Origin of the sequence: Pseudarthrobacter sp. efr-133-R2A-89 (assembly GCF_030209315.1) — a bacterium.
GTDB lineage: Bacteria > Actinomycetota > Actinomycetes > Actinomycetales > Micrococcaceae > Arthrobacter.
Genome location: NZ_JARVSE010000003.1, coordinates 161,117 through 180,285, shown reverse-complemented (window position 1 = coordinate 180,285; position 19,169 = coordinate 161,117). Strand labels below are relative to the sequence as shown.

Below are 19,169 nucleotides of genomic sequence, written 5' to 3'. Positions count from 1 at the left end.
CAGCCGGCAGGACCAGCCCCTTAGGTGCGTTCTTGGTAGACGTCCGGGACGCCGTCGTGGTCCGAATCCACCTTCTCGAGCTCTTCGGCGAGCCGGTACTGGCGGTTCCGGGTTCGCAGCACCACAGTCGCCAGCAGCGCGGCGATCAGTGATGCGGCCAGGATGCCTACCTTGGCATGGTCATCATGCAGGCTGCCGTTGCCGAAGCTTAGCTCCGCCACGAGCAGGGACACGGTGAAACCGATGCCCGCCAGCAGCGCGACGCCGAACACGTCGATCCAGGTGAATGAGCTGTCCAGGCTGGCCCTTGTGGCTTTGGTCAGCACCCAGGTGGTGGCAAGGATTCCCACCGGCTTGCCCAGGACCAGGCCCAGGATGATGCCCAGCGCCACCGGGTCCGACAACGCCGAAACCAGGCCGTCCCATCCGCCGACCAGCACGCCTGCGGAGAAGAACGCAAAGATGGGGACCGCAACGCCCGCGGAAATGGGCCGGAAGCGGTGTTCGAAGATCTCGGCGAGCCCCGGGCCCGCTTCCGGACCGCCGGAGGCCTGTGACCTGATCACCGGCACGGCGAAGCCCAACAGCACACCGGCCACGGTGGCATGGATGCCGGAGGCATGCACCAGCGCCCATGTGAGCACCCCCAGCGGCAGCAGGATCAACCACGCCGCGGCGGCATGGCGGCCGAAGAACCGGCGGTACTTTTGCGCCAGGAACGCGTAGGCCGCCAGCGGAATGAGCGCCAGGAGCAGCGGGGCGGGCTGGATGTCGCTGGAGTAGAAGAACGCAATGATGGTGATGGCAATCAGGTCATCCACCACTGCCAGCGTCAGCAGGAAGATCCGCAGCGCGCTTGGCAGGTGGGAGCCGATGATGGCCAGGACGGCCACGGCAAAGGCAATGTCGGTTGCCGTGGGGATGGCCCAGCCGCGCAGGGTTTCCGGGCTGGAGAGGTTGACGACGGCGTAGATCACCGCCGGGACGGCCACGCCGCCCACGGCGGCGGCCACGGGGACGATAGATTTGCTGATCTGCCGCAGGTCACCGGCCACGAATTCCCGTTTGAGTTCCAGGCCCACCAGGAAGAAGAAAATGGCCAGCAGGCCGTCAGCCGCCCAGGCACCAAGGCTCAGCTCCAGGTGCCACGGCGCATAGCCCACCTTGAAGTCGCGAAGGGCAAAGTAGCTCTCCGACGCCGGGGAGTTGGCCCAGATGAGGGCGATGACCGCCGCGATGACGAGGAGGGCTCCGCCGACCGTTTCCTTGCGAAGGATTTCACCGATCCGGAGGGCCTCGGCGTAGCTGCCGCGGGAGAAGACGGTGGAGCCGAAAAACTTGCTCCGGCTGGGCGGTGTTGGTGCAGGCGGGGTGGAGGTCATGGAGGCATCCTTATTTCCGGGTTCGACAAATCCATGCCGACCAGACTTCCCGGCGCACCTGGGTCCATTCTACCGGGCAAGGGATCAGCCCGCGCGGCTCCGCCCGGCGTCCCTGCTCCGCCCGTGCACCTGGATGGCCCGCACGGCCCGGTCCAGGTAGGTCCGCCCGTCAACGGAATTGGCAAGCTGCACCAGTTCGGCGGCCACCACCACGAGCTTGACGTTCCGGTGGCTGCTGGTGGCCACGAGCAACTGGAAGGCCTCGTCCGAGCCAAGCTTGAGCAGGCCCATGAGGATGCCGCGTGCCTGGTCGATCACAGTGCGGGTGGAGGTGGCGCCGGCAACGGCGTCCCGCGCCGTCTGTTCGGTTTCGCGCTGCAGGGTCCTGGTGAGGTCCACCATCACGCCTTCGAGTGCCACCACTGATCCGTCGTCGCCGAGGATCGCTTCACCGGAGGTCATCACCCGGCGGGTGTGGCCTTTGGCGTCAATGATGCGGTGGTACATGCAGAAGAAGCCGCCGGTTTCGGCCACCCTGGCGGTGATTTCTTCGCATTGTCCGCGGTCATCGGGATGCTTGTGCGCAAAGACGAGTTCGTGGGTGGGCACCACCTCGCCGCGCTGGTAGCCGTGCAGCCGGTACATGCCATTGGACCAGTGGAACGCCGGCCCGGCCAGGTCCACGCGGAACACCCCCGCGTCGCACTGGTCGTCGCCGAGGGCACTGGAGTACGTGTACAAGTCGCTCAGCTCGGTCACGAGGCCCACTTCCCAGGTATTGGCCGGCCCCCAGCGGGCCGGCACCGTCTCGCTCCTCCCAGTATGGGCGAACGGAACAGCGGAAAGTAGTGCGGGAGGTCCTATGGAACTCCCGGGAGTCTTGGTCTAGGGACTTGAACATACATACCCCTAGGGGGTATGTTCGATGTGTTGTCAGTGACGTGGTGTGTCCCGGCCGGTGCCTGCACCGGCCTCACAGCCGGTCAACCCCAGCGCCCCATGATCGTCAATGGAATGGAACTGACATGAGCCACGGGAACCACTCCCACCACCCGGCACCGGCCGGCCCCCTCACCCACCCGCCGGCAGGCGCCGACGGTCACGCGAACCCCGCCGGGAACCCCCACCACGGCGGCCACGCGCATGACGACGACCACGCCGTGCACACCCACGGGCAGCACGCCGGCCACAGCACCGCCATGTTCAAGAACAGGTTCTGGCTGACGCTCGCCCTGTCCGTGCCGGTGGTCTTCTTCAGCCCCATGATGGGCCACCTGCTGGGCTACATGGCACCGGAATTCCCCGGCGCCGCCTGGATTCCGCCCGTGCTGGGCACCGTGATCTTCCTGTACGGCGGCCAGCCGTTCCTCAAGGGCGGCCTCCAGGAACTCAAGGACCGCACGCCCGGGATGATGCTGCTGATCGCCATGGCCATCGCCGTGGCCTTCGCGGCCTCGTGGGTCACCAGCCTGGGGATCGGCGGCTTCGACCTGGATTTCTGGTGGGAGCTGGCGCTCCTGGTGGCCATTATGCTGCTGGGACACTGGATCGAAATGCGCGCCCTCGGATCCGCCCAGGGCGCCCTGGACGCCCTCGCCGCGCTGCTCCCGGACGAGGCCGAGCGCATCACCGGGAACGGCCTCGAGACAGTCCCTGTTTCCGAACTGGCCCCCAACGATCTGGTCCTGGTCCGCCCCGGAGCCCGGATGCCGGCCGACGGAACCGTAGTGGACGGCCAGGCGGAGTTCGACGAGTCCATGATCACCGGCGAATCCAAAACCGTCCCACGCGGAGCAGGCGATCCGGTGGTGGCCGGAACCGTGGCCACTGACAGCAGCGTCCGGGTCCGCGTCACCGCGGTGGGCGACCAGACCGCCCTGGCCGGAATCCAGCGGTTGGTGGAAGAAGCCCAAGCGTCCTCCTCGCGCGCGCAAGCCCTCGCGGACCGCGCGGCGGCCTTCCTGTTCTACTTCGCCGCCGGCGCCGGTGTGCTGACCTTCATCGGCTGGACGCTGCTGGGGAGCGTCCCCGACGCCGTCACCCGGACCGTCACCGTCCTGGTGATCGCCTGCCCGCACGCGCTGGGGCTGGCCATCCCGCTGGTCATCGCCATTTCCACGGAACAAGCCGCCCGTGCAGGGGTGCTCATCAAGAACCGGATGGCCCTGGAGCGCATGCGCACCGTTGACGTCGTCCTGTTCGACAAGACCGGCACGCTGACCACCGGCGAACCTGAACTGAAGGAGATCGCCGCCACCGAAGGAGCCGAGGCCGATTCCGTGCTCGCCCTGGCCGCCGCCGTCGAATCCGACAGCGAGCATCCCGTGGCGCGTGCCATTGTCCGGGCCGCTGCGGCCCGGAACCTGGAACTCCCGGCGGCAACGGGCTTCGCCGCCTTGGCGGGCCGGGGCGTCCGGGCCGCCGTGGACGGCCGCACGGTGCACGTGGGCGGGCCCGCTCTCCTGCGCGAGCTCGGCGTCGTCGAACCCGAGGCATTGGCCGTCCGGACGCGCGCCTGGAAGGACCGCGGCGCCGCCGTGCTGCACGTGGTGGACGACGACGGCGCCGTCCTGGGTGCCGTGAGCACGGAAGACGCCGTGCGGGCCGAATCGCGGCAGGCAGTGTCAGCCCTCCAGCGCCGCGGCATCAAGGTGGCCATGGTCACCGGTGACGCGCGCCAGGTGGCGCAGGCCGTGGCCGCGGACCTGGGCATTGACGAGGTATTCGCCGAGGTCCTGCCTGCGGACAAGGACAAGAAAGTTGCCGAACTGCAGGCCCGCGGCTTGAAGGTGGCCATGGTGGGCGACGGCGTCAACGACTCCCCGGCCCTTGCCCGCGCCGAGGTGGGCATCGCCATTGGCGCCGGGACCGACGTGGCCATGGAATCCGCCGGCGTGGTGCTGGCAGGAAACGATCCGCGGGCCGTGTTGTCCATGGTGGACCTCTCCCGGGCCAGCTACCGGAAGATGTGGCAGAACCTGGTGTGGGCTGCGGGCTACAACATCCTGTCCGTGCCGCTGGCCGCAGGCGTCCTGGCCTTTGCCGGAGTGGTGCTCTCGCCGGCGGCAGGGGCGGTGCTGATGTCCGCCTCCACCGTGGTGGTGGCCCTGAACGCCCAACTCCTCCGACGCCTGAAACTGAACCCGTCGGAGGTGCAGTGAACCGGGCGCTGCGCCAGGCCTGGCTGCTGGCCGGCATGCTGGCGGTCATCATCGGGCTCCTGGGCATGCACATCCTGACAGCGGGCCACGCCTCGCACGGGCTCGTTGCGCAGGGCGTTGTGTCGCACAGCGCAGCCTCCCGCGCGGCACCCGCCGGGCACACCGCCGTCGTGCAGTCCACGGTTGGGGACCATCACGGCCATACCGGCCAAGCCGCCGCAGCGGCTTCCATGCACGCGCCGGCCCAGGCGCCGGCCACGTGCGGCACCTCCTGCCCGGGGGCGCAGGAGTCGGGGGCGCCCTGCGTGCCGTCGGTCCCCGGCAGCCCCGTGGCGGTTTTCCCGCCGCAGGCAACCCTTGCGGTCGTTCCGCTGCTGCCGCCGGCGGGCCACCCCAGCTCCTCCTATGGGTACCTGCCGCCCAGCCCCACACCCTGCGACCTGTCCATCAGCCGGACGTAAACCGGACTGCGCCCATCACCCCGGCCCAGTTCCACCACATCCCTGAAAGACACCATGAATACCACTATCAAGACCCTGTCCATTGCTGCTGCCCTGGCGGCGTCTCTCAGCGTCGCCGGCTGCGCCACAGGCTCCGGCAGCATGCCCATGGACCACGGCAGCTCCAACCCCATGTCGACTACCATGCCAAGCGCCGGCACCATGCCCGGCGCAGGCGCCGACCACAACCAGGCTGATGTCATGTTCGCCCAAATGATGATTCCGCACCACACCCAGGCGGTGGAGATGAGCGGCAGCATCCTCGCCAAAAAGGACGTGCCGGCAGAGGTGACAGCGCTCGCCACGAAGATCAAGGCGGCCCAGGCACCAGAGATCGAGCAGATGACCGGATGGCTGACGGGCTGGAACGCGCCCACCATGATGGGCGATGACCCCGGGCACGGGATGTCGGGCATGGTGGACGATGCCGGCATCGAGAAGCTGAAGTCCGCCACCGGAACCGAGGCCGCGAAGCTGTTCCTTGAGCAGATGATCGGCCACCATGAGGGCGCCATCGACATGGCCCGGCAGGAAATCAGCTCCGGCACATTCCCGGACGCCGTGAAGCTGGGCCACGACATCGTGGACGCGCAGCAGGCGGAGATTACACAGATGAAGCAGCTGCTGGCCGCGCTGTAGGCTGCCTGGCACCAAAACACGCGCGGCGCGGCGGCGGCACCCGGCCAGGGGCCGTCGTCGCGCCGTTGCGTGTTAAGTTGAAAGGCACGGGCCCACCGGTCCTGCCACCAGCTGGGAAAGAGAACATCTCCTTGGACAATTCCGCGCCAGTCAAAATCCTGACCGTCTGCACCGGGAACATCTGCCGCTCGCCCGTGGCCGAACGGCTGCTGCAGGCTGGGCTGGACCAAGCCGTGCCGGGAGGGTTCCAGGTGGCGAGCGCCGGGACCCGGGCCATGGTGGGCGAACCCATGCAGCCCATCTCCGCGGAGATCGTGCGGACCTTCGGCGGGGATCCGGAAGGGTTTGCGGCGCGGCAGCTCACCCCCGCCATCCTGCGCGGCGTGGACCTGGTGCTCACCATGACCTCCGGACACCGCGGCGAGGTCCTGCAGCTCGATGCCTCCCTCCTCAAGCGCACCTTCACCATCCGCGAATTCGCCCGCATGCTCGACGTCCTGGACCAGCGGGACACGTCCGCGTCCAGGGACAAAGCGGCCGACGACGACGGCTGGCTGGCTGCCCACACAGCCAGTTGGCGGGGGTTGCCGGCGCGGGCCGCCGGGGTGCGGCACCTCTCACTCCCTGCAGATCCCGCCGACAACGACATCGTGGACCCGTACCGCCGGCCGCCGGAGGTGTACCGGCAGATGGAAGACCAGCTGGCCCCCGCCATCGTCTCCATCCTGCGCCACGCCCGGCTCAACTCCCCGGTCCGCGGGGACGCAACCGGCACGCCATAACGAACCGTGCGTGCCCGGCGTCCTGGCGACACGCCGCAGGTGACAGTTTGGACAAGCCTGTAGCCAACAGGGGCATCACTGGCGGACACTGATCCCACCCGCAACACGATGAGGTGGAGGCCCCGCATGAGCACGCCTGATCCAACCGGACCAGCCGATCCCCCCACCAGCCCGTCCGCGCCCCACCGGCCCGCCTGGCTTGCAGCCCTGGGGCGCCGCCGCTGGATCGCCGCCCTGCTGGCACTGGTGCTGGTGGCGGCCGCGGGCATCGCGGTGTTCAGCCTCAACCGCGCGGGCAGCGAGTCCGCCCCGGCGGCCACGCAAACCCAGTCACCAAGTGAAACACCAACACCCACGCCCACGCCGTCTGACACACCTCCGCCGGCGCCCGCTCCGCCTCCTCCGCCGCAGCCTATTCCGGACCTCCCGGCGGCCGAGATGAATGTGCTGGTCATTGGCAGCGACAGCCGCGGGATCGCCCGGAACGAGGCAGCCCACACCGCAGAAACCGGCGAGCCCTCGGACCAGCGCTCGGACTCGTTGATGCTGGTCCATGTGCCCGCGGACCGCCACACGCTCTATGTCATTTCGATCATGCGGGATCTGTGGGTGGACGTCCCGGGCGTGGGCGGCTCCAAGATCAATGCGGCCCTGGAGTACGGCGGCATCGACCTGACCACCCAGACCGTGCAGCAATTGCTGGGCGTCACCATCGACCACACCCTGATGCTCGATTTCAACGGCTTCCGGGCGCTCACGGACGGGCTGGGCGGCATTGACGTCAACGTCCCCTTCGCTTTCCAGTCCACCATCGAAACCCAGCATGTGTTCAGCCAGGGCATCAACCATCTTGACGGGCAGGCGGCCCTGGAGTTCAGCCGCGAACGCTACGCATTTACCGACGGAGACTACCAACGGGTACAAAACCAGCGGACCATGCTGCGCGCCGTCCTGGCCCGGCTTACCGGCGGCGGCGCCCTGAACGACGTGAACGCGGTCCGGTCGCTCGTGGACTTCGCTGGCTGCTGTCTCACGGTGGACAAAGGCTTCGACCCCGTCCAGGCCGCCATCCTCGCCTACAGCCTGCGGAACCTGGACGTGAACGCCATCGGCACCATGACCCTGCCCACGGCCGGGACCGGCATGGCGGCCGGGCAGTCGGTGGTGTACCCCGACTATGGCGGCATCGCCGCCGTCGGTGCAGCGCTGCGGGAGGGCCGGATCGCCGACTTCGCGGTCCCGTAGCCTCCGCCCAAGGCGGCCCCCATCCTGGCCACCGCCTGTTCAGGACCGCCTCACCCCGGGTTTACCCGCAGGACCATGTCCGTGCGTCCGCCCGCGGCAACCTCAGGGTATGACTGAGAACTCCCGCACCACAGTTTCCCGCCGCACCGTCGTCAAAGGCTCGGTCCTCGCCGCCGCGCTCGCCTCCGTCCCCGCCGCCGCCCAGGCAGCCGAAACCGGCCAGTCTCCCGCCGGCGTCGCGTTGGTCCGCAACCGCCTCACCCTCCCAAGCGGCATCGCCACCGGGGACGTCACGTCCGATTCTGCCGTCCTGTGGTCCCGGGCCTCGGGTGCCGGCCGGATGACTGCGGTCCTGCGGGCGGTGGACGACGGCGGCCAGGTCCTGCGCGGGCGCGGCGCCTTTGAGCGGGTGCTCCGCGGCCCCCGTGCCACCCAGGCCTCAGACTTCACGGCCAAGATCCATGCCGGCAACCTGCCGTCCAACACCCGGTTCGCCCTGGAAATCAGCTTCGAAGACGACGGCGGCGCGGCCAGTGAGACGGTGACCGGCAGTTTCCGCACGGCCCCCGACACCGGGACGGTCAACGGCAAGGGCCGCACCGGCGGGACGGGAAACGGCGGCGACGTCCCGGCGTCGTCCGCGCAGAGCTTCGTCTGGACCGGCGACACAGCCGGCCAGGGGTGGGGCATCAACGAGGAGATCGGCGGCATGCGCGGCTACCGGGCCATGCACCAGACCCGGCCGGACTTCTTCATCCACTCCGGCGACACCATCTATGCCGACGGTCCCATTGCGGAGACCGTCACCGAAAAGGACGGCCAAGTCTGGAAGAACCTGGTGACCGAGGAGGTCTCCAAGGTGGCCGAGACGCTGACCGAGTTCCGCGGCAGGCACCGCTACAACTCCCTGGACGCCAACATGCGCGCGTTGTTCGCCGACGTCCCGGTCATCGCCCAGTGGGACGACCACGAGACCCACAACAACTGGTACCCGGGCCAGGTCCTGGATGACTCCCGCTACACGGTGCGGGACGTCAACACCCTCGCCGCCCGCGGCCGCCAGGCCTGGCAGGAAAACATGCCCATCGCGGACAGCTCGGCCCTGTGGCGGCCCGGCACGTTCGACGACGCCGGCACGTACCAGCCGGCCCGCATCTACCGGAAGATCTCCCGCGGGCCGCAGCTGGACATCTTCTGCCTGGACATGCGCACCTACAAGTCCCCCAATACGGATGGCAAGGAGCCCTACGCCACCGCCATCCTGGGCCAGGAGCAGGTGGACTGGCTCATCAGCGAGGTGTCCAAATCCAAGGCAACGTGGAAGGTGATCGCCAACGACCTGCCCCTGGGCGTGGTGGTCCCGGACGGACCCGTGAATGAGGAAAGCGTCTCCAACCGCGACCCCGGCGCGCCTTTGGGCCGCGAGCTCGAACTGGCCGGTGTGCTCAGCGCCTTCAAGCGCAACGGCGTGAAGAACACTGTGTGGCTGACCGCCGACGTGCACTACTGCGCCGCCCACCACTACTCCCCCGAGCGGGCCGCGTTCACCGACTTCGACCCCTTCTGGGAATTCGTGGCCGGCCCTATCGCGGCAGGCTCGTTCGGTCCCAACGCCATGGACGGCACGTTCGGGCCGGAAGTGGTGTTTTCGAAGTCCGGCCGCTTTGCCGGGGAGTCCCCGCGGGACGGCGAAAACCAGTTCTTCGGGCACGTGCAGCTCGGGGAGGACAACAGCTTCACCGTGAGCCTCCGGAACGCCAACGGCGCCACCGTGTTCGCCAAGACGCTCACGCCCCAGAGGTAGGTGCTCCGCCCGCGACAGCCCGGACACGCGGATGGCCCCCGGCCGAAGCCGGGGGCCACCGTGTCGGGAAGTACAGGCCTCAGCTGCCGATGCGCTGTCTGGCGCTGTGGCGTGCACAGTTTGGCGATCCGCCCCATAAGGCAGTCAAAAGGTTTGCCCGCCTCCCGAGCTTTTGTTGTCTGATACTGATTTTCTAGCACTCCTGGCGCGGGCCTTCAAGAGCCCGTGCGGTCAGTCCCTGGTGGGGTCCGGCCGGAGCGGCGCCGGCCCGGGATCAGGGACGGGCAACGGTCCCGGCGCCGGCGGTGGGGGGAACGGATTTGGCGACGGCGGCCCCGGCGGGCGGGGCTGGGTGGGATCCGGGGAGCTGGGCTCCGGTCCGGGTTCGGGCGGAAACGGCTCAGGTTCGTGCACTGGCGGGATGGTCATGGAACTTCCCCTCTCAGGCTGGGCAGATGTGCCTTGGACTGCTCAGGATACGCCGGACATGCCCCGGCAACCACCCGTCCCGCCGCCCTCCGCTCCCCCGTCAGCGAACGGCCTGCGGACTTGCAGGGACGGGTCTATATATTGAATCCATGACCTCCACCCCGCTGCAGGATTCCACCGGCACCTCCGTCCCGGCACCCCCGGTTGCCAAGAAGATTCCCACCGAACGCACCCACCACGGGGAGACCTTCGTGGACAACTACGAGTGGCTCCGGGACAAGGAATCCCCGGAGGTGGTGGCGCACCTGCGGGCCGAAAACGAGTACCAGGAAGCGGTCACCGCCGGCCAGGAGCCGCTCCGCGAGGCCATATTCCAGGAGATCAAGGGCCGCACCCAGGAAACCGACCTTTCCGTCCCGCACCGGAAGGACGGCTGGTGGTATTTCAGCCGCTCGGCAGAGGGCAAGGAATACGGCATCCACTGCCGGGTGAAGGCGCAGGACACCGGGGACAAGGTGGCCGACTGGACTCCCCCGGCCGTGGAGGCCGGCGTGGGCATCCCGGGCGAGGAAGTCCTGCTGGACGGCAACGTCGAGGCTGAGGGCAAGCCGTTCTTCTCGGTGGGCGGCACCGCCGTGACCATCGATGGCCACCTTTACGCCTACGCGGTGGACAACTCCGGCGATGAGCGCTTCACCCTCCGGATCAAGGACCTTCGCACCGGCACGCTGCTGCCGGATGTCCTCGAGAACATCTTCTACGGCGTCTCGTTCTCCCCGGACGGCACCCGCCTCTTCTACACGGTGGTGGATGAGTCCTGGCGCCCCTACCAGGTGAAGTCCCACGTCCTGGGCACGCCCGTAGCCGACGACACCGTGGTGTACCAGGAGGACGATCCCGCCATGTGGCTGGGCTTCGAGCTCTCCGCGGACCGGCGCCACCTGGTGCTCGGCATTGGCTGCTCGGAGTATAGCGAGACCCGGCTGCTCCGTTGCGACGACCCCTCGGCAACGGTCAGCACGGTCATTTCCCGGGACGAACGCATCCTTTACGAGGCAGAACCCTTCCTGCTGGACGGCGAAGAAAAGATCCTGCTCACGCACAACCGCGGCGCCATCAACTCGATGGTCTCCCTGACGGATCCGGCTGAGTTGCACAAGCCGCTGGCCGACCAGGCCTGGCAGACCGTCGTCGAGCATTCCGACGGCGTCCGCGTCAACGGCGCGGGTGTCACCTCCTCCCACCTCATCGTCTCCGTCCGCAAGGACACCATCGAGCGGGTCCAGGTGATGGGGCTGGCCGGGCTGGGCACGCACGCGCAGCAGGCCCCGGTGGAGCCGGCCTTCGATGAGGAGCTGTACACCGCCGGGGTGGGCGGCTCGGACTACGACGCTCCGGTGATCCGGCTTGGATATACGTCCTACTTCACGCCGTCGCGGATCTACGACTTCGTCCTCCCCACCCCCGAACTGCCGGCCGGCGACCTGCTGCTGCGCAAGGAAAGCCCGGTCCTGGGCGGCTACGACGGAAGCGACTACATCGCCACCCGCGAATGGGCCACCGCCGGCGACGGCACGCGCATCCCGCTGTCCGTCCTGCGGCACAAGGGCGTCAAGCAGGATGCGACGGCGGCGGGCCTGGTCTACGGGTACGGCTCGTACGAGATGAGCATGGACCCCGGATTCGGCATTGCGCGGCTGTCCCTGCTGGACCGTGGCGTGGTGTTCGTGATCGCCCACATCCGCGGCGGCGGCGAACTGGGCCGGCACTGGTATGAGGACGGCAAGAAGCTCACCAAGAAGAACACCTTCACCGATTTCGTCGACGCCACGGACTGGCTGGCGAACTCGGGTTGGGTGGACCCGGCGCGGATCGCAGCCCTGGGCGGTTCCGCGGGCGGCCTGCTGATGGGCGCCGTGGCCAACATGGCGCCGGAGAAGTACGCGGCGATCGTGGCGCAGGTGCCGTTCGTGGATCCGCTCACCAGCATCCTGGACCCGGACCTGCCGTTGTCCGCCCTGGAGTGGGAGGAATGGGGAAACCCCATCACGGACCCCGCGGCCTACGCGTACATGAAGTCCTATTCGCCGTACGAGAATGTGCGGGCGGTGGCTTACCCCAAGATCGCGGCCGTGACGTCCTTCAACGACACCCGGGTCCTGTACGTCGAGCCCGCCAAATGGGTGCAGGAGCTGCGGAACAAGACCACCGGTTCCGAGCCCATCGTCATGAAGATCGAGATGGACGGCGGCCACGGCGGGGCCTCCGGGCGCTATGTGCAGTGGCGTGAGCGTGCGTGGGACTACGCCTTCATCGCCGACGCCCTGGGCGCCACCGGGCTGCTTCCAGGCGCCGGGCTGAAGCAGTAGCGCCTGCCAGCCACCGCCCTGTTCCCGGAAATGCTCATCATGCTTACCATTGTGGGGCACTCGTTTTCCGATCCGGGCTGCGATCCGGGCTACCAAAAGGGGCAGGCATGTCATTAAGCAAGGGAACGCACGTGGAGTGGAACACTTCACAAGGCAAGACCCACGGCAAGATCGTGGAAAAGAAGACCAGCGATTTCGAACTCGACGGCAACACGCACCGCGCCAGCGAGGATGAGCCGCAGTATGTGGTGGAATCGGCCAAGACCGGTGCCCGCGCGGCGCACAAGGCATCCGCCCTGACCGAAAAGAAGTAGGCACGTGGCGGCCCGCCACGAGGTTGTCATTATTGGTGGCGGCAACGCCGGCATCTCGCTGGCGGCCAGGTTGCAGCGCTACGGCGTCCAGGATGTGGCGGTGGTCGAACCCAAGGACCACCACCTCTACCAGCCGCTGTTCTCGCACATCGCGGGTGGCCGGGCGCAGGCCCGGGAAGCCATCCGGACCCAGGGGTCGGTGACCCCGGCGGGCGTCACCTGGATCAGGGATGCCGCGGTGGACGTGGACGCCAACGCGAACACGGTCACCCTGGCGTCCGGGGCGTCCGTTGACTACGGGCAGCTGGTGGTGTGCCCCGGGCTGCAGTATGACTGGGACGCCATTCCGGGCCTTGCCGACGCCGTGCACTCGCCACACGGCGCCTCCCATTACGAGTTCGACCTTGCCCCCAAGGCCTGGACCCTGCTCAGCGGCCTGGCCTCCGGCACCGCCGTGTTCACCATGCCCGCCGGGCCCGTCAAATGCGCCGGAGCCAGCCAGAAGCCCATGTACCTTGCCTGCGACTATTGGCGGGAGCTGGGCGTCCTGGACAAGATCCGGGTGGTGATGGTGCAGCCGTACCCCACCGTCTTCGGGGTACCTGAGGTGGACCGGGAGCTGGACCGGAAGATCGCCGAGTACGGGATCGAGCTGTGGACCAACAGCGAACTGGTCGCGGTCAACCCCGGCGAGCGCAGGGCAACCATCCGCAAGCACGCCGCCAACACCACCGAGGAGCTCACCTACGACGTCCTCAACGCCGTCCCGCCACAGTCGGCCCCTGACTGGCTCAAGGCCACGGACCTGCCGGCGGCCGGTGTCTCCGACGGCTTCGTGGAGGTGGACCGCCAGACGCTGCAGCACCTGCGGTATGGCAATGTGTGGTCCCTGGGCGATGCTGCGGGGACCACCAACTCAAAGTCCGGCGGCGCCTTGCGAAAACAGGCCACGGTCCTGGCGAAGAACCTGGTGGCCGCCCGCAAGGGAGAGCCGCTGCGCGCAAAGTATGACGGGTACTCGGTGTGCCCGTTCACGGTATCGCGGGACACCGTGGTGTTCGCCGAATTCGACGACCAGTACCGGGTCAAGCCCAGCATCCCGCACGTTCCCACCTGGAATGAAAGCAGGCTGTCCTGGGTGGTGGACCGGGACCTTTTCCCAAAGATCTACTGGAACCTGATCCTCAAGGGCCGGGCGTAGGGTTCCTTTCCCCGCTCCATTCGTCGGCCAGGACGGCGTAAACCAGTTCGGTGGCCCACTGGCCTTTGTAGAACCACTTGTCCACATGCCGCGCCTCCGGCCGCATCCCCAGCCGCTGGCAGAGCGCGGCGGAGGCGGTGTTGAGCTCGTCAAGCCGGGCCTCAATCCGGCGCAGGCCGAGCTCCCCGAAGCCGAGGTCCAGGACCGCCGCTGCCGCCTCGGTGGCGTACCCTTTGCCGCGCGCCTGCGGTGCCGTGGACCAGCCGATCTCCGCCTGCCCGCGGCCCGGGAGCCACTTCAGTACCACTTCGCCCAGGAGGCCCGGCTCATCTTTGGCTTCGATGGCCAGCGACAGCCAGTCGCCCTCCTTTTCGTACACGAAGTTGGCGTACTTGCCCACGTACTCCATGGATTTGGTGTAGCTTTTGGCCGGTCCCGGCAGGAACCGGGCAGTCTCCGCGAGTGAATGGTAGGCGTGGAAGGCGTCCAGGTCGCGGCCTTCGAAGCGCCGCAGGACCAGCCGGTCGGTGCGGATTGGCAGCAGGATCTCCGGCATGCCGGTTACCTGTTTGAACCGACGACGGCGGCCGTCGCCTCGGCGATCGCGCGTTCCTCATCCGTGGGAACCACCAGGACGGGGATCGCGGAGGACGGTGCGGATATCACGCGCGGCTCCCTTGACCGTTTGGCGTTCAGGCCGGCGTCGAGCTCTATGCCCAGGGCGCCCAGCCGGTCCGCAACGAGCGCCCGGAACTGGGAGGAATTCTCGCCAATCCCCGCGGTGAAGACCAGTGCCTTAGCCCCGCCGACTGCCACGTGGTACCCACCGATGTATTTGGCCAGCCGGTAGGACGCCACCGCCAGCGCCATGGCGGCTTTGGCGTTCCCGGATTCGGCGGCCTCCACCACGGTGCGCATGTCATTGTTGCCGGCCAGGCCCTTCAGCCCGGATTCCCGGTTCAGCATGGAGTCGATGTCTTCCGGCGTCCACCCGGCGCGGCCCAGGAACACCAGGATGGAGGGGTCAAGGTCGCCCGAGCGGGTGCCCATCACCAGGCCTCCGAGCGGGGTGAAGCCCATGGAGGTGTCCACGGAGTGTCCGCCCCGGATGGCGGTGACCGAGGCGCCGTTGCCCAGGTGGGCTATGACGCCGTCGAACTCCTCCGCGGGGAGGTCCAGCAGAGCAGCGGACCGGCGGGCAACGTACTCGTGCGAGGTGCCGTGGAAGCCGTACCGGCGGATCCCGTGGTTGGTGTAGAGCTCATCGGGGACGGCGTAGCGCCAGGCGTGCTCGGGCAGGGTCCGGTGGAAGGCGGTGTCGAACACGGCCACCTGCGGCATGTCCGGCCATTTCCTGGTGATGGCGCGGATGCCCAGGACGTTGGCGGGGTTGTGCAGCGGCGCCAGCGGGTTGAGGCGTTCGATGGCGCGGGTGATTTCGTTGTCGATCAGCACGGGTTCGGCGAACCGCTCGCCGCCGTGCACCACCCGGTGGCCCACCGCGCCCAGTTCCAGGCCGCCCAGTTCCTGGTGGATGGCGGCGTCCACTTGCTCCAGGGCCTCCGCGTGGTCCCGCGGGCCCTCGATCTCGCCGTCCCCTCCGCCACCGTTGCCCATCCCGATCTTCTCGATCAGCCCCTCGGTGAGGACCGTCCCGGCGGCGACGTCGCGGACCTGGTACTTCAGCGACGACGAGCCGGAGTTGATGACGAGCACGAGCATGCGGGGCCTCCTCAGCCTGGCGTCAGCAGTTCAAACCCCACTATAGGTGGCGCCGCTAACGGTCGGTCAGCAGCAGCGTGTTCCCGTCCGGGTCCTGGGCCGTGAAGAAGAGGCAGACGTCCGGCGAGCCCGTAATGGACCCCACCGGAACGCCCTGCTCCGCCAGCTCCGCGCGCTTCGCGCCCAGGTCATCGACTGTGAAGTTGCACGTCGCCCAGGACAGCCCCGGGGAAACCTGGATGCCGCTGTCCGGGCCCATCAGCGTTACGGATGCGGTTCCGCTGCCGGTAAGGAGCGCCGAGAATCGGTTCGCGTCCGCGACGGTGAGTCCCAGCATGCGGCTGTACCAGTGGGCCGCCACTTGGGGGTCGCGGACGGGGATGAAGGCGGTGGTGATGGCTGTACCGGGCATGCCAGTGATGGTAGCTGATGGGTCCGCCCTTTCCTTGCGCATGCACCCCTGCTGTGCCTATGGTCGGCGGACAAGGCTGGACCACGGCGAGAGGACATTTCCATGACGAGCGAGCCCACTTCGATCGACGAGAACGACCCCACCAACACGGGATCCAGCAGCACCGCCCCGCTCAATGCGGGCTCCGGCTCCGGGAAGAAGGACCCTACCGTCGTGGAGGGCGCCAACCCGGCCCTGGACGACACAGGCAACCTCAAGGCCGCCGAAACCGGCGAGTCACCGGAGGCACCGGAGCACCCGGAAGACCTCGACCTGACCCCGCAGGGCCTCTCAGACGAGCCTGCCAAGGAGGAGGATCCGGAGAGCATAGCCAAGCCGGACAACAGCTAGGCTCCCCCAGGCAAAAGGACGACGCCGGCACTTTCGAAAGTGCCGGCGTCGTCCGTTGTGCGTGGCGCCTTAGGACGCCGGCGCCCCTGCAGGGACCTGCGCCCGTTCCTGCCCGGCATCGCGGGCCTGCGCCTGGATGGCGGTGATGGCCACGGTGTTGACGATGTCCTCCACGGTGCAGCCGCGGGAGAGGTCGTTGACCGGCTTCCGCAGCCCCTGCAGGACAGGGCCCACGGCAACGGCACCGGAGCTTTGCTGGACTGCTTTGTACGTGTTGTTGCCGGTGTTCAGGTCCGGGAAGATGAACACCGTCGCCTGGCCGGCCACGGAGGACCCTGGCATCTTGGACGCGGCAATGGAGGCGTCAACGGCGGCGTCGTACTGGATGGGCCCCTCCACGGCGAGGTCGGGCCGGCGGGCGCGCACCAGTTCGGTGGCCTGCCGTACCTCGTCCACCGCCTCACCGGACCCCGAGCCGCCGGTCGAGTACGAGAGCATGGCCACCCGCGGCTCCACCCCGAACTGGGCAGCGGTCTCGGCCGAGGCCAAGGCAATGTCCGCCAGCTGCTCGACGTTCGGATCCGGGTTCACGGCACAGTCCCCGTACACCAGCACCCGGTCCGGCATGAGCATCAGGAACACCGAGGACACGATCTTCACGCCCTCGCGGGTCTTCACGAACTCCAGCGCGGGCCGGATGGTGTGCGCGGTGGTGTGCGCGGCGCCTGACACCATGCCGTCCACCACCCCCAGCTGGACCATCATGGTGCCGAAGTAGCTGACGTCCTGCATGATCTCCAGGGCCTTGGCCAGGTCCACGCCCTTGTGGGCCCTCAGCTCGGCGTACTTCTCCGCGAACTTCTGCCGCAGCTCCGAGGTGGCGGGATCGATGACGTTGATTCCCGACAGGTCGATGCCGTTGGCTGCGGCCAGCTCGCGGACGTCCGATTCAGGCCCCAGGAGGGTGAGGTCGCAGACGTCCCGCCGGTGCAGGATCTCGGCTGCACGCAGGATCCGGACATCGGTGCCCTCGGGCAGGACCACGTGGCGGCGCTGGGCCCGGGCGCGTTCGATCAGGTCGTGCAGGAACCGCAACGGGGTCATCCGTTCGGCCCGCGGAAGGTGCAGCCGCTCCACCAGTTCTGTTTCGTCCACCCGGCGGGACCAGAGGCCCAGCGCCGACGCCACCTTGCGGCGGTGCCCGGACCAGATCTCGCTGCGGACCTCGGAGACCCGGCGCGCCGTCTGGTAGGTGTCCTCATCCGCCGCGAACACCGGAAACGGCGCCTGCGCCAGGAGCGGGTAGATGTTGGCATCCGGCGCCAGGCCGCCGGTGAGGATCAGCGCAGACGCCACGGGAAACTCCGGTGAGAAGGAGGATGCCAGGCAGGCCACCATCACGTCCGCCCGGTCCCCAGGCACGATCACCAGGGCCCCCTCGTCCAGGACATTCAGGAAGTTGCCCACGTTCATGGCGGCAACCTTGATGTCCTTGACGTCGCGCTCCATGTCCGGGGTTCCCGCGATCTGCCGGACACGCAGGGCCGCTGCCACCTCCCCTGTGGTGGGCCGGGCGATCTCTTCGAGTTCGGGCAGGATGTACACGGGCCGGCCGGAGGCCCCCGGCTTCAACGCCGCCGCAATGGCATCCAGGTCCGCGGCGTCCGCCCTGTTGACCATGATGGCCAGCAGCGAGCAGCGTTCGGCGGCAAGCTCCTTGCGGGCAACTTCAACGGCGGCGGCAGTCTCGGCGACGGTCCGCCCCTTGGCGCCCACCACGGCCACCACGGGCGTGGCCAAGTTGTTGGCCAGCCGGGCGTTCAGGTCAAACTCGACGGCGGAGTCCTGGCCCACCAGGTCCGTCCCCTCCACGATCACCACATCACAGTGCCGGGCGATGTCGGCGTAGATTTCCACGCACAGGGCGTCGATCTCCGCGCGGTTGCCTGCCGCAAGGAGTTCGCGGACCTCCGCATAGGTCAGGCCGCCGCGGCACAGGTCGTCATCCAGGGCAAACCGTGCCTTCATCAACGCCACCATGGGGTCGTCCGCGGCGGAGGGGCCGTGGACCACGGGCTTGAAGAAGCCGATCCTGTCCGCGTGCCGGTGCAGGGTGTCCGCCAGGCCCAGGGCCACCAGGGACTTGCCCGACCCAGGGGTGGTTGCGCTGACGTAGATGCCTTTGGCCATGGTCCGCCCTTTGCTGTGCTTGCTCGTGCCGGTCCTCCCATCCTTGCACTTCAGGCGGCCCGGGGGCACATGGGCGGGCCGCCCACCCTTGACACCGGACCCCCTCATGGGATTACCTAATGAACATTCGGTAAATAAAGCTGGAGGCAATGACGCATGGCTGAAGCAACACTTTCCGGGGCCACCCACCCCATCCTGGAAAACGACTACGCCTCCGAATGGATGGGCATCGAGGTCCTCGCGCTCAGCGACGGCCACGCCACCATCCGGATGACCCTCCGGCAGGAAATGCTCAACGGCTTCGCCATGGCCCACGGCGGAATGATCTTCGCCTTCGGCGACACCGCCTTCGCCCTCGCGTGCAACCCCATCCAGCCTGCACCGGGCGAGGAAAACACCATCACCGTGGCGTCCGGCGTCGACATCAATTTCCTCAAGCCGGCATTCCGCGGCCAGGTGCTCACCGCCGTCGCGGACCGCCGCTCCAGCGCGGGGCGCAGCGGCCTGTACGACATCCAGATCTTTGCCGCCGACGCCGCCGCTGCCTCCAAAACCCACCCCAGCTCCCCGGGCGAGCTCATCGCCGAGTTCCGTGGACGCAGCCGCACCATCCCCAAGAAGTAGGAAAA

The 19,169-nt window shown here is 68.1% G+C and carries 17 protein-coding genes; 11 read left to right on the top strand and 6 right to left on the bottom strand.

Translation table 11 applies throughout. The features are described 5' to 3' along the window. Window positions 1-20: 20 nt before the first annotated feature. Together nhaA and QRM95_RS07020 are read right to left on the bottom strand one after the other, a co-directional pair. Entirely contained in the window at window positions 21-1,382 is a 1,362-nt protein-coding gene (gene nhaA, locus QRM95_RS07025; protein WP_285247084.1) for a Na+/H+ antiporter NhaA, read from the bottom strand. An 84-nt stretch (window positions 1,383-1,466) separates the two neighbouring features. Further along, complete coding sequence (locus QRM95_RS07020) at window positions 1,467-2,186, bottom strand: PAS and ANTAR domain-containing protein (protein ID WP_285247083.1); 720 nt, start codon at window positions 2,184-2,186, stop codon at window positions 1,467-1,469. Between the two features lie 221 nt (window positions 2,187-2,407). Between QRM95_RS07020 and QRM95_RS07015 the strand changes: the two genes are divergently transcribed. From QRM95_RS07015 to QRM95_RS06975, 9 genes are all read left to right on the top strand, one after another. Beyond that, a complete protein-coding gene (locus QRM95_RS07015; RefSeq protein WP_285247082.1) occupies window positions 2,408-4,543 on the top strand; it encodes a copper-translocating P-type ATPase in 2,136 nt (711 codons plus the stop codon). Beyond that, on the top strand, window positions 4,540-5,004 hold the full coding sequence (locus QRM95_RS07010; protein ID WP_285247081.1) for a hypothetical protein: 465 nt from the start codon (window positions 4,540-4,542) through the stop codon (window positions 5,002-5,004). Before QRM95_RS07015 ends, QRM95_RS07010 begins: the two co-directional genes overlap by 4 nt. Before the next feature lie 54 nt (window positions 5,005-5,058). Beyond that, a complete protein-coding gene (locus QRM95_RS07005; protein WP_285247080.1) occupies window positions 5,059-5,682 on the top strand; it encodes a DUF305 domain-containing protein in 624 nt (207 codons plus the stop codon). 131 nt (window positions 5,683-5,813) lie between these two features. Beyond that, window positions 5,814-6,464 (top strand): arsenate reductase/protein-tyrosine-phosphatase family protein, encoded by a 651-nt coding sequence (locus tag QRM95_RS07000; RefSeq protein ID WP_285247079.1) that lies wholly within the window; start codon window positions 5,814-5,816, stop codon window positions 6,462-6,464. A 126-nt stretch (window positions 6,465-6,590) separates the two neighbouring features. Continuing rightward, complete coding sequence (locus QRM95_RS06995; protein ID WP_285247078.1) at window positions 6,591-7,709, top strand: LCP family protein; 1,119 nt, start codon at window positions 6,591-6,593, stop codon at window positions 7,707-7,709. 109 nt (window positions 7,710-7,818) lie between these two features. Continuing rightward, the gene (locus QRM95_RS06990; protein ID WP_285247077.1) at window positions 7,819-9,513 is read left to right on the top strand and encodes an alkaline phosphatase D family protein; all 1,695 of its coding nucleotides are present in this window, start codon (window positions 7,819-7,821) and stop codon (window positions 9,511-9,513) included. Window positions 9,514-10,091: 578 nt separating this feature from the next. Beyond that, on the top strand, window positions 10,092-12,311 hold the full coding sequence (locus QRM95_RS06985) for a S9 family peptidase (RefSeq protein WP_285247076.1): 2,220 nt from the start codon (window positions 10,092-10,094) through the stop codon (window positions 12,309-12,311). Between the two features lie 107 nt (window positions 12,312-12,418). Beyond that, window positions 12,419-12,625 carry a hypervirulence associated TUDOR domain-containing protein gene (locus tag QRM95_RS06980; protein WP_026264575.1) on the top strand — a complete coding sequence of 69 codons (207 nt, stop codon included), beginning with the start codon at window positions 12,419-12,421 and terminating at the stop codon, window positions 12,623-12,625. Window positions 12,626-12,629: 4 nt separating this feature from the next. Next, window positions 12,630-13,826, top strand: coding sequence for an NAD(P)/FAD-dependent oxidoreductase (locus tag QRM95_RS06975; RefSeq protein ID WP_285247075.1), 1,197 nt, complete (start codon window positions 12,630-12,632; stop codon window positions 13,824-13,826). Here the strand turns inward: QRM95_RS06975 and QRM95_RS06970 are convergent. The 3 genes from QRM95_RS06970 to QRM95_RS06960 are packed head-to-tail and all read right to left on the bottom strand — an operon-like array spanning window position 13,810 to window position 15,960. Further along, the gene (locus QRM95_RS06970) at window positions 13,810-14,382 is read right to left on the bottom strand and encodes a GNAT family N-acetyltransferase (protein ID WP_285247074.1); all 573 of its coding nucleotides are present in this window, start codon (window positions 14,380-14,382) and stop codon (window positions 13,810-13,812) included. The genes QRM95_RS06975 and QRM95_RS06970 overlap by 17 nt on opposite strands. Window positions 14,383-14,387: 5 nt before the next feature. Continuing rightward, the gene (locus QRM95_RS06965; protein WP_285247073.1) at window positions 14,388-15,548 is read right to left on the bottom strand and encodes an acetate kinase; all 1,161 of its coding nucleotides are present in this window, start codon (window positions 15,546-15,548) and stop codon (window positions 14,388-14,390) included. 55 nt (window positions 15,549-15,603) lie between these two features. Further along, window positions 15,604-15,960 (bottom strand): VOC family protein, encoded by a 357-nt coding sequence (locus tag QRM95_RS06960; RefSeq protein WP_285247072.1) that lies wholly within the window; start codon window positions 15,958-15,960, stop codon window positions 15,604-15,606. A 102-nt stretch (window positions 15,961-16,062) separates the two neighbouring features. Here QRM95_RS06960 and QRM95_RS06955 point away from each other — a divergent pair, with 102 nt between their 5' ends. After that, a complete protein-coding gene (locus QRM95_RS06955; RefSeq protein WP_285247071.1) occupies window positions 16,063-16,350 on the top strand; it encodes a hypothetical protein in 288 nt (95 codons plus the stop codon). A gap of 69 nt (window positions 16,351-16,419) precedes the next feature. Here the strand turns inward: QRM95_RS06955 and pta are convergent, their stop codons facing one another. After that, entirely contained in the window at window positions 16,420-18,540 is a 2,121-nt protein-coding gene (gene pta, locus QRM95_RS06950; protein ID WP_285247070.1) for a phosphate acetyltransferase, read from the bottom strand. Window positions 18,541-18,696: 156 nt separating this feature from the next. Between pta and QRM95_RS06945 the strand changes: the two genes are divergently transcribed. Further along, entirely contained in the window at window positions 18,697-19,164 is a 468-nt protein-coding gene (locus QRM95_RS06945; protein ID WP_285247069.1) for a hotdog fold thioesterase, read from the top strand. Window positions 19,165-19,169 lie beyond the last annotated feature (5 nt).

Bases quoted from the DNA above. Each gene is read 5' to 3' on its own strand.
- nhaA (WP_285247084.1), bottom strand. From the start codon at position 1,382: ATGACCTCCACCCCGCCTGCACCAACACCGCCCAGCCGGAGCAAGTTT.
- QRM95_RS07015 (WP_285247082.1), top strand. From the start codon at position 2,408: ATGAGCCACGGGAACCACTCCCACCACCCGGCACCGGCCGGCCCCCTC.
- QRM95_RS07005 (WP_285247080.1), top strand. From the start codon at position 5,059: ATGAATACCACTATCAAGACCCTGTCCATTGCTGCTGCCCTGGCGGCG.
- QRM95_RS06995 (WP_285247078.1), top strand. From the start codon at position 6,591: ATGAGCACGCCTGATCCAACCGGACCAGCCGATCCCCCCACCAGCCCG.
- QRM95_RS06990 (WP_285247077.1), top strand. From the start codon at position 7,819: ATGACTGAGAACTCCCGCACCACAGTTTCCCGCCGCACCGTCGTCAAA.
- QRM95_RS06985 (WP_285247076.1), top strand. From the start codon at position 10,092: ATGACCTCCACCCCGCTGCAGGATTCCACCGGCACCTCCGTCCCGGCA.
- QRM95_RS06980 (WP_026264575.1), top strand. From the start codon at position 12,419: ATGTCATTAAGCAAGGGAACGCACGTGGAGTGGAACACTTCACAAGGC.
- QRM95_RS06970 (WP_285247074.1), bottom strand. From the start codon at position 14,382: ATGCCGGAGATCCTGCTGCCAATCCGCACCGACCGGCTGGTCCTGCGG.
- QRM95_RS06965 (WP_285247073.1), bottom strand. From the start codon at position 15,548: ATGCTCGTGCTCGTCATCAACTCCGGCTCGTCGTCGCTGAAGTACCAG.
- QRM95_RS06960 (WP_285247072.1), bottom strand. From the start codon at position 15,960: ATGCCCGGTACAGCCATCACCACCGCCTTCATCCCCGTCCGCGACCCC.
- QRM95_RS06955 (WP_285247071.1), top strand. From the start codon at position 16,063: ATGACGAGCGAGCCCACTTCGATCGACGAGAACGACCCCACCAACACG.
- pta (WP_285247070.1), bottom strand. From the start codon at position 18,540: ATGGCCAAAGGCATCTACGTCAGCGCAACCACCCCTGGGTCGGGCAAG.
- QRM95_RS06945 (WP_285247069.1), top strand. From the start codon at position 18,697: ATGGCTGAAGCAACACTTTCCGGGGCCACCCACCCCATCCTGGAAAAC.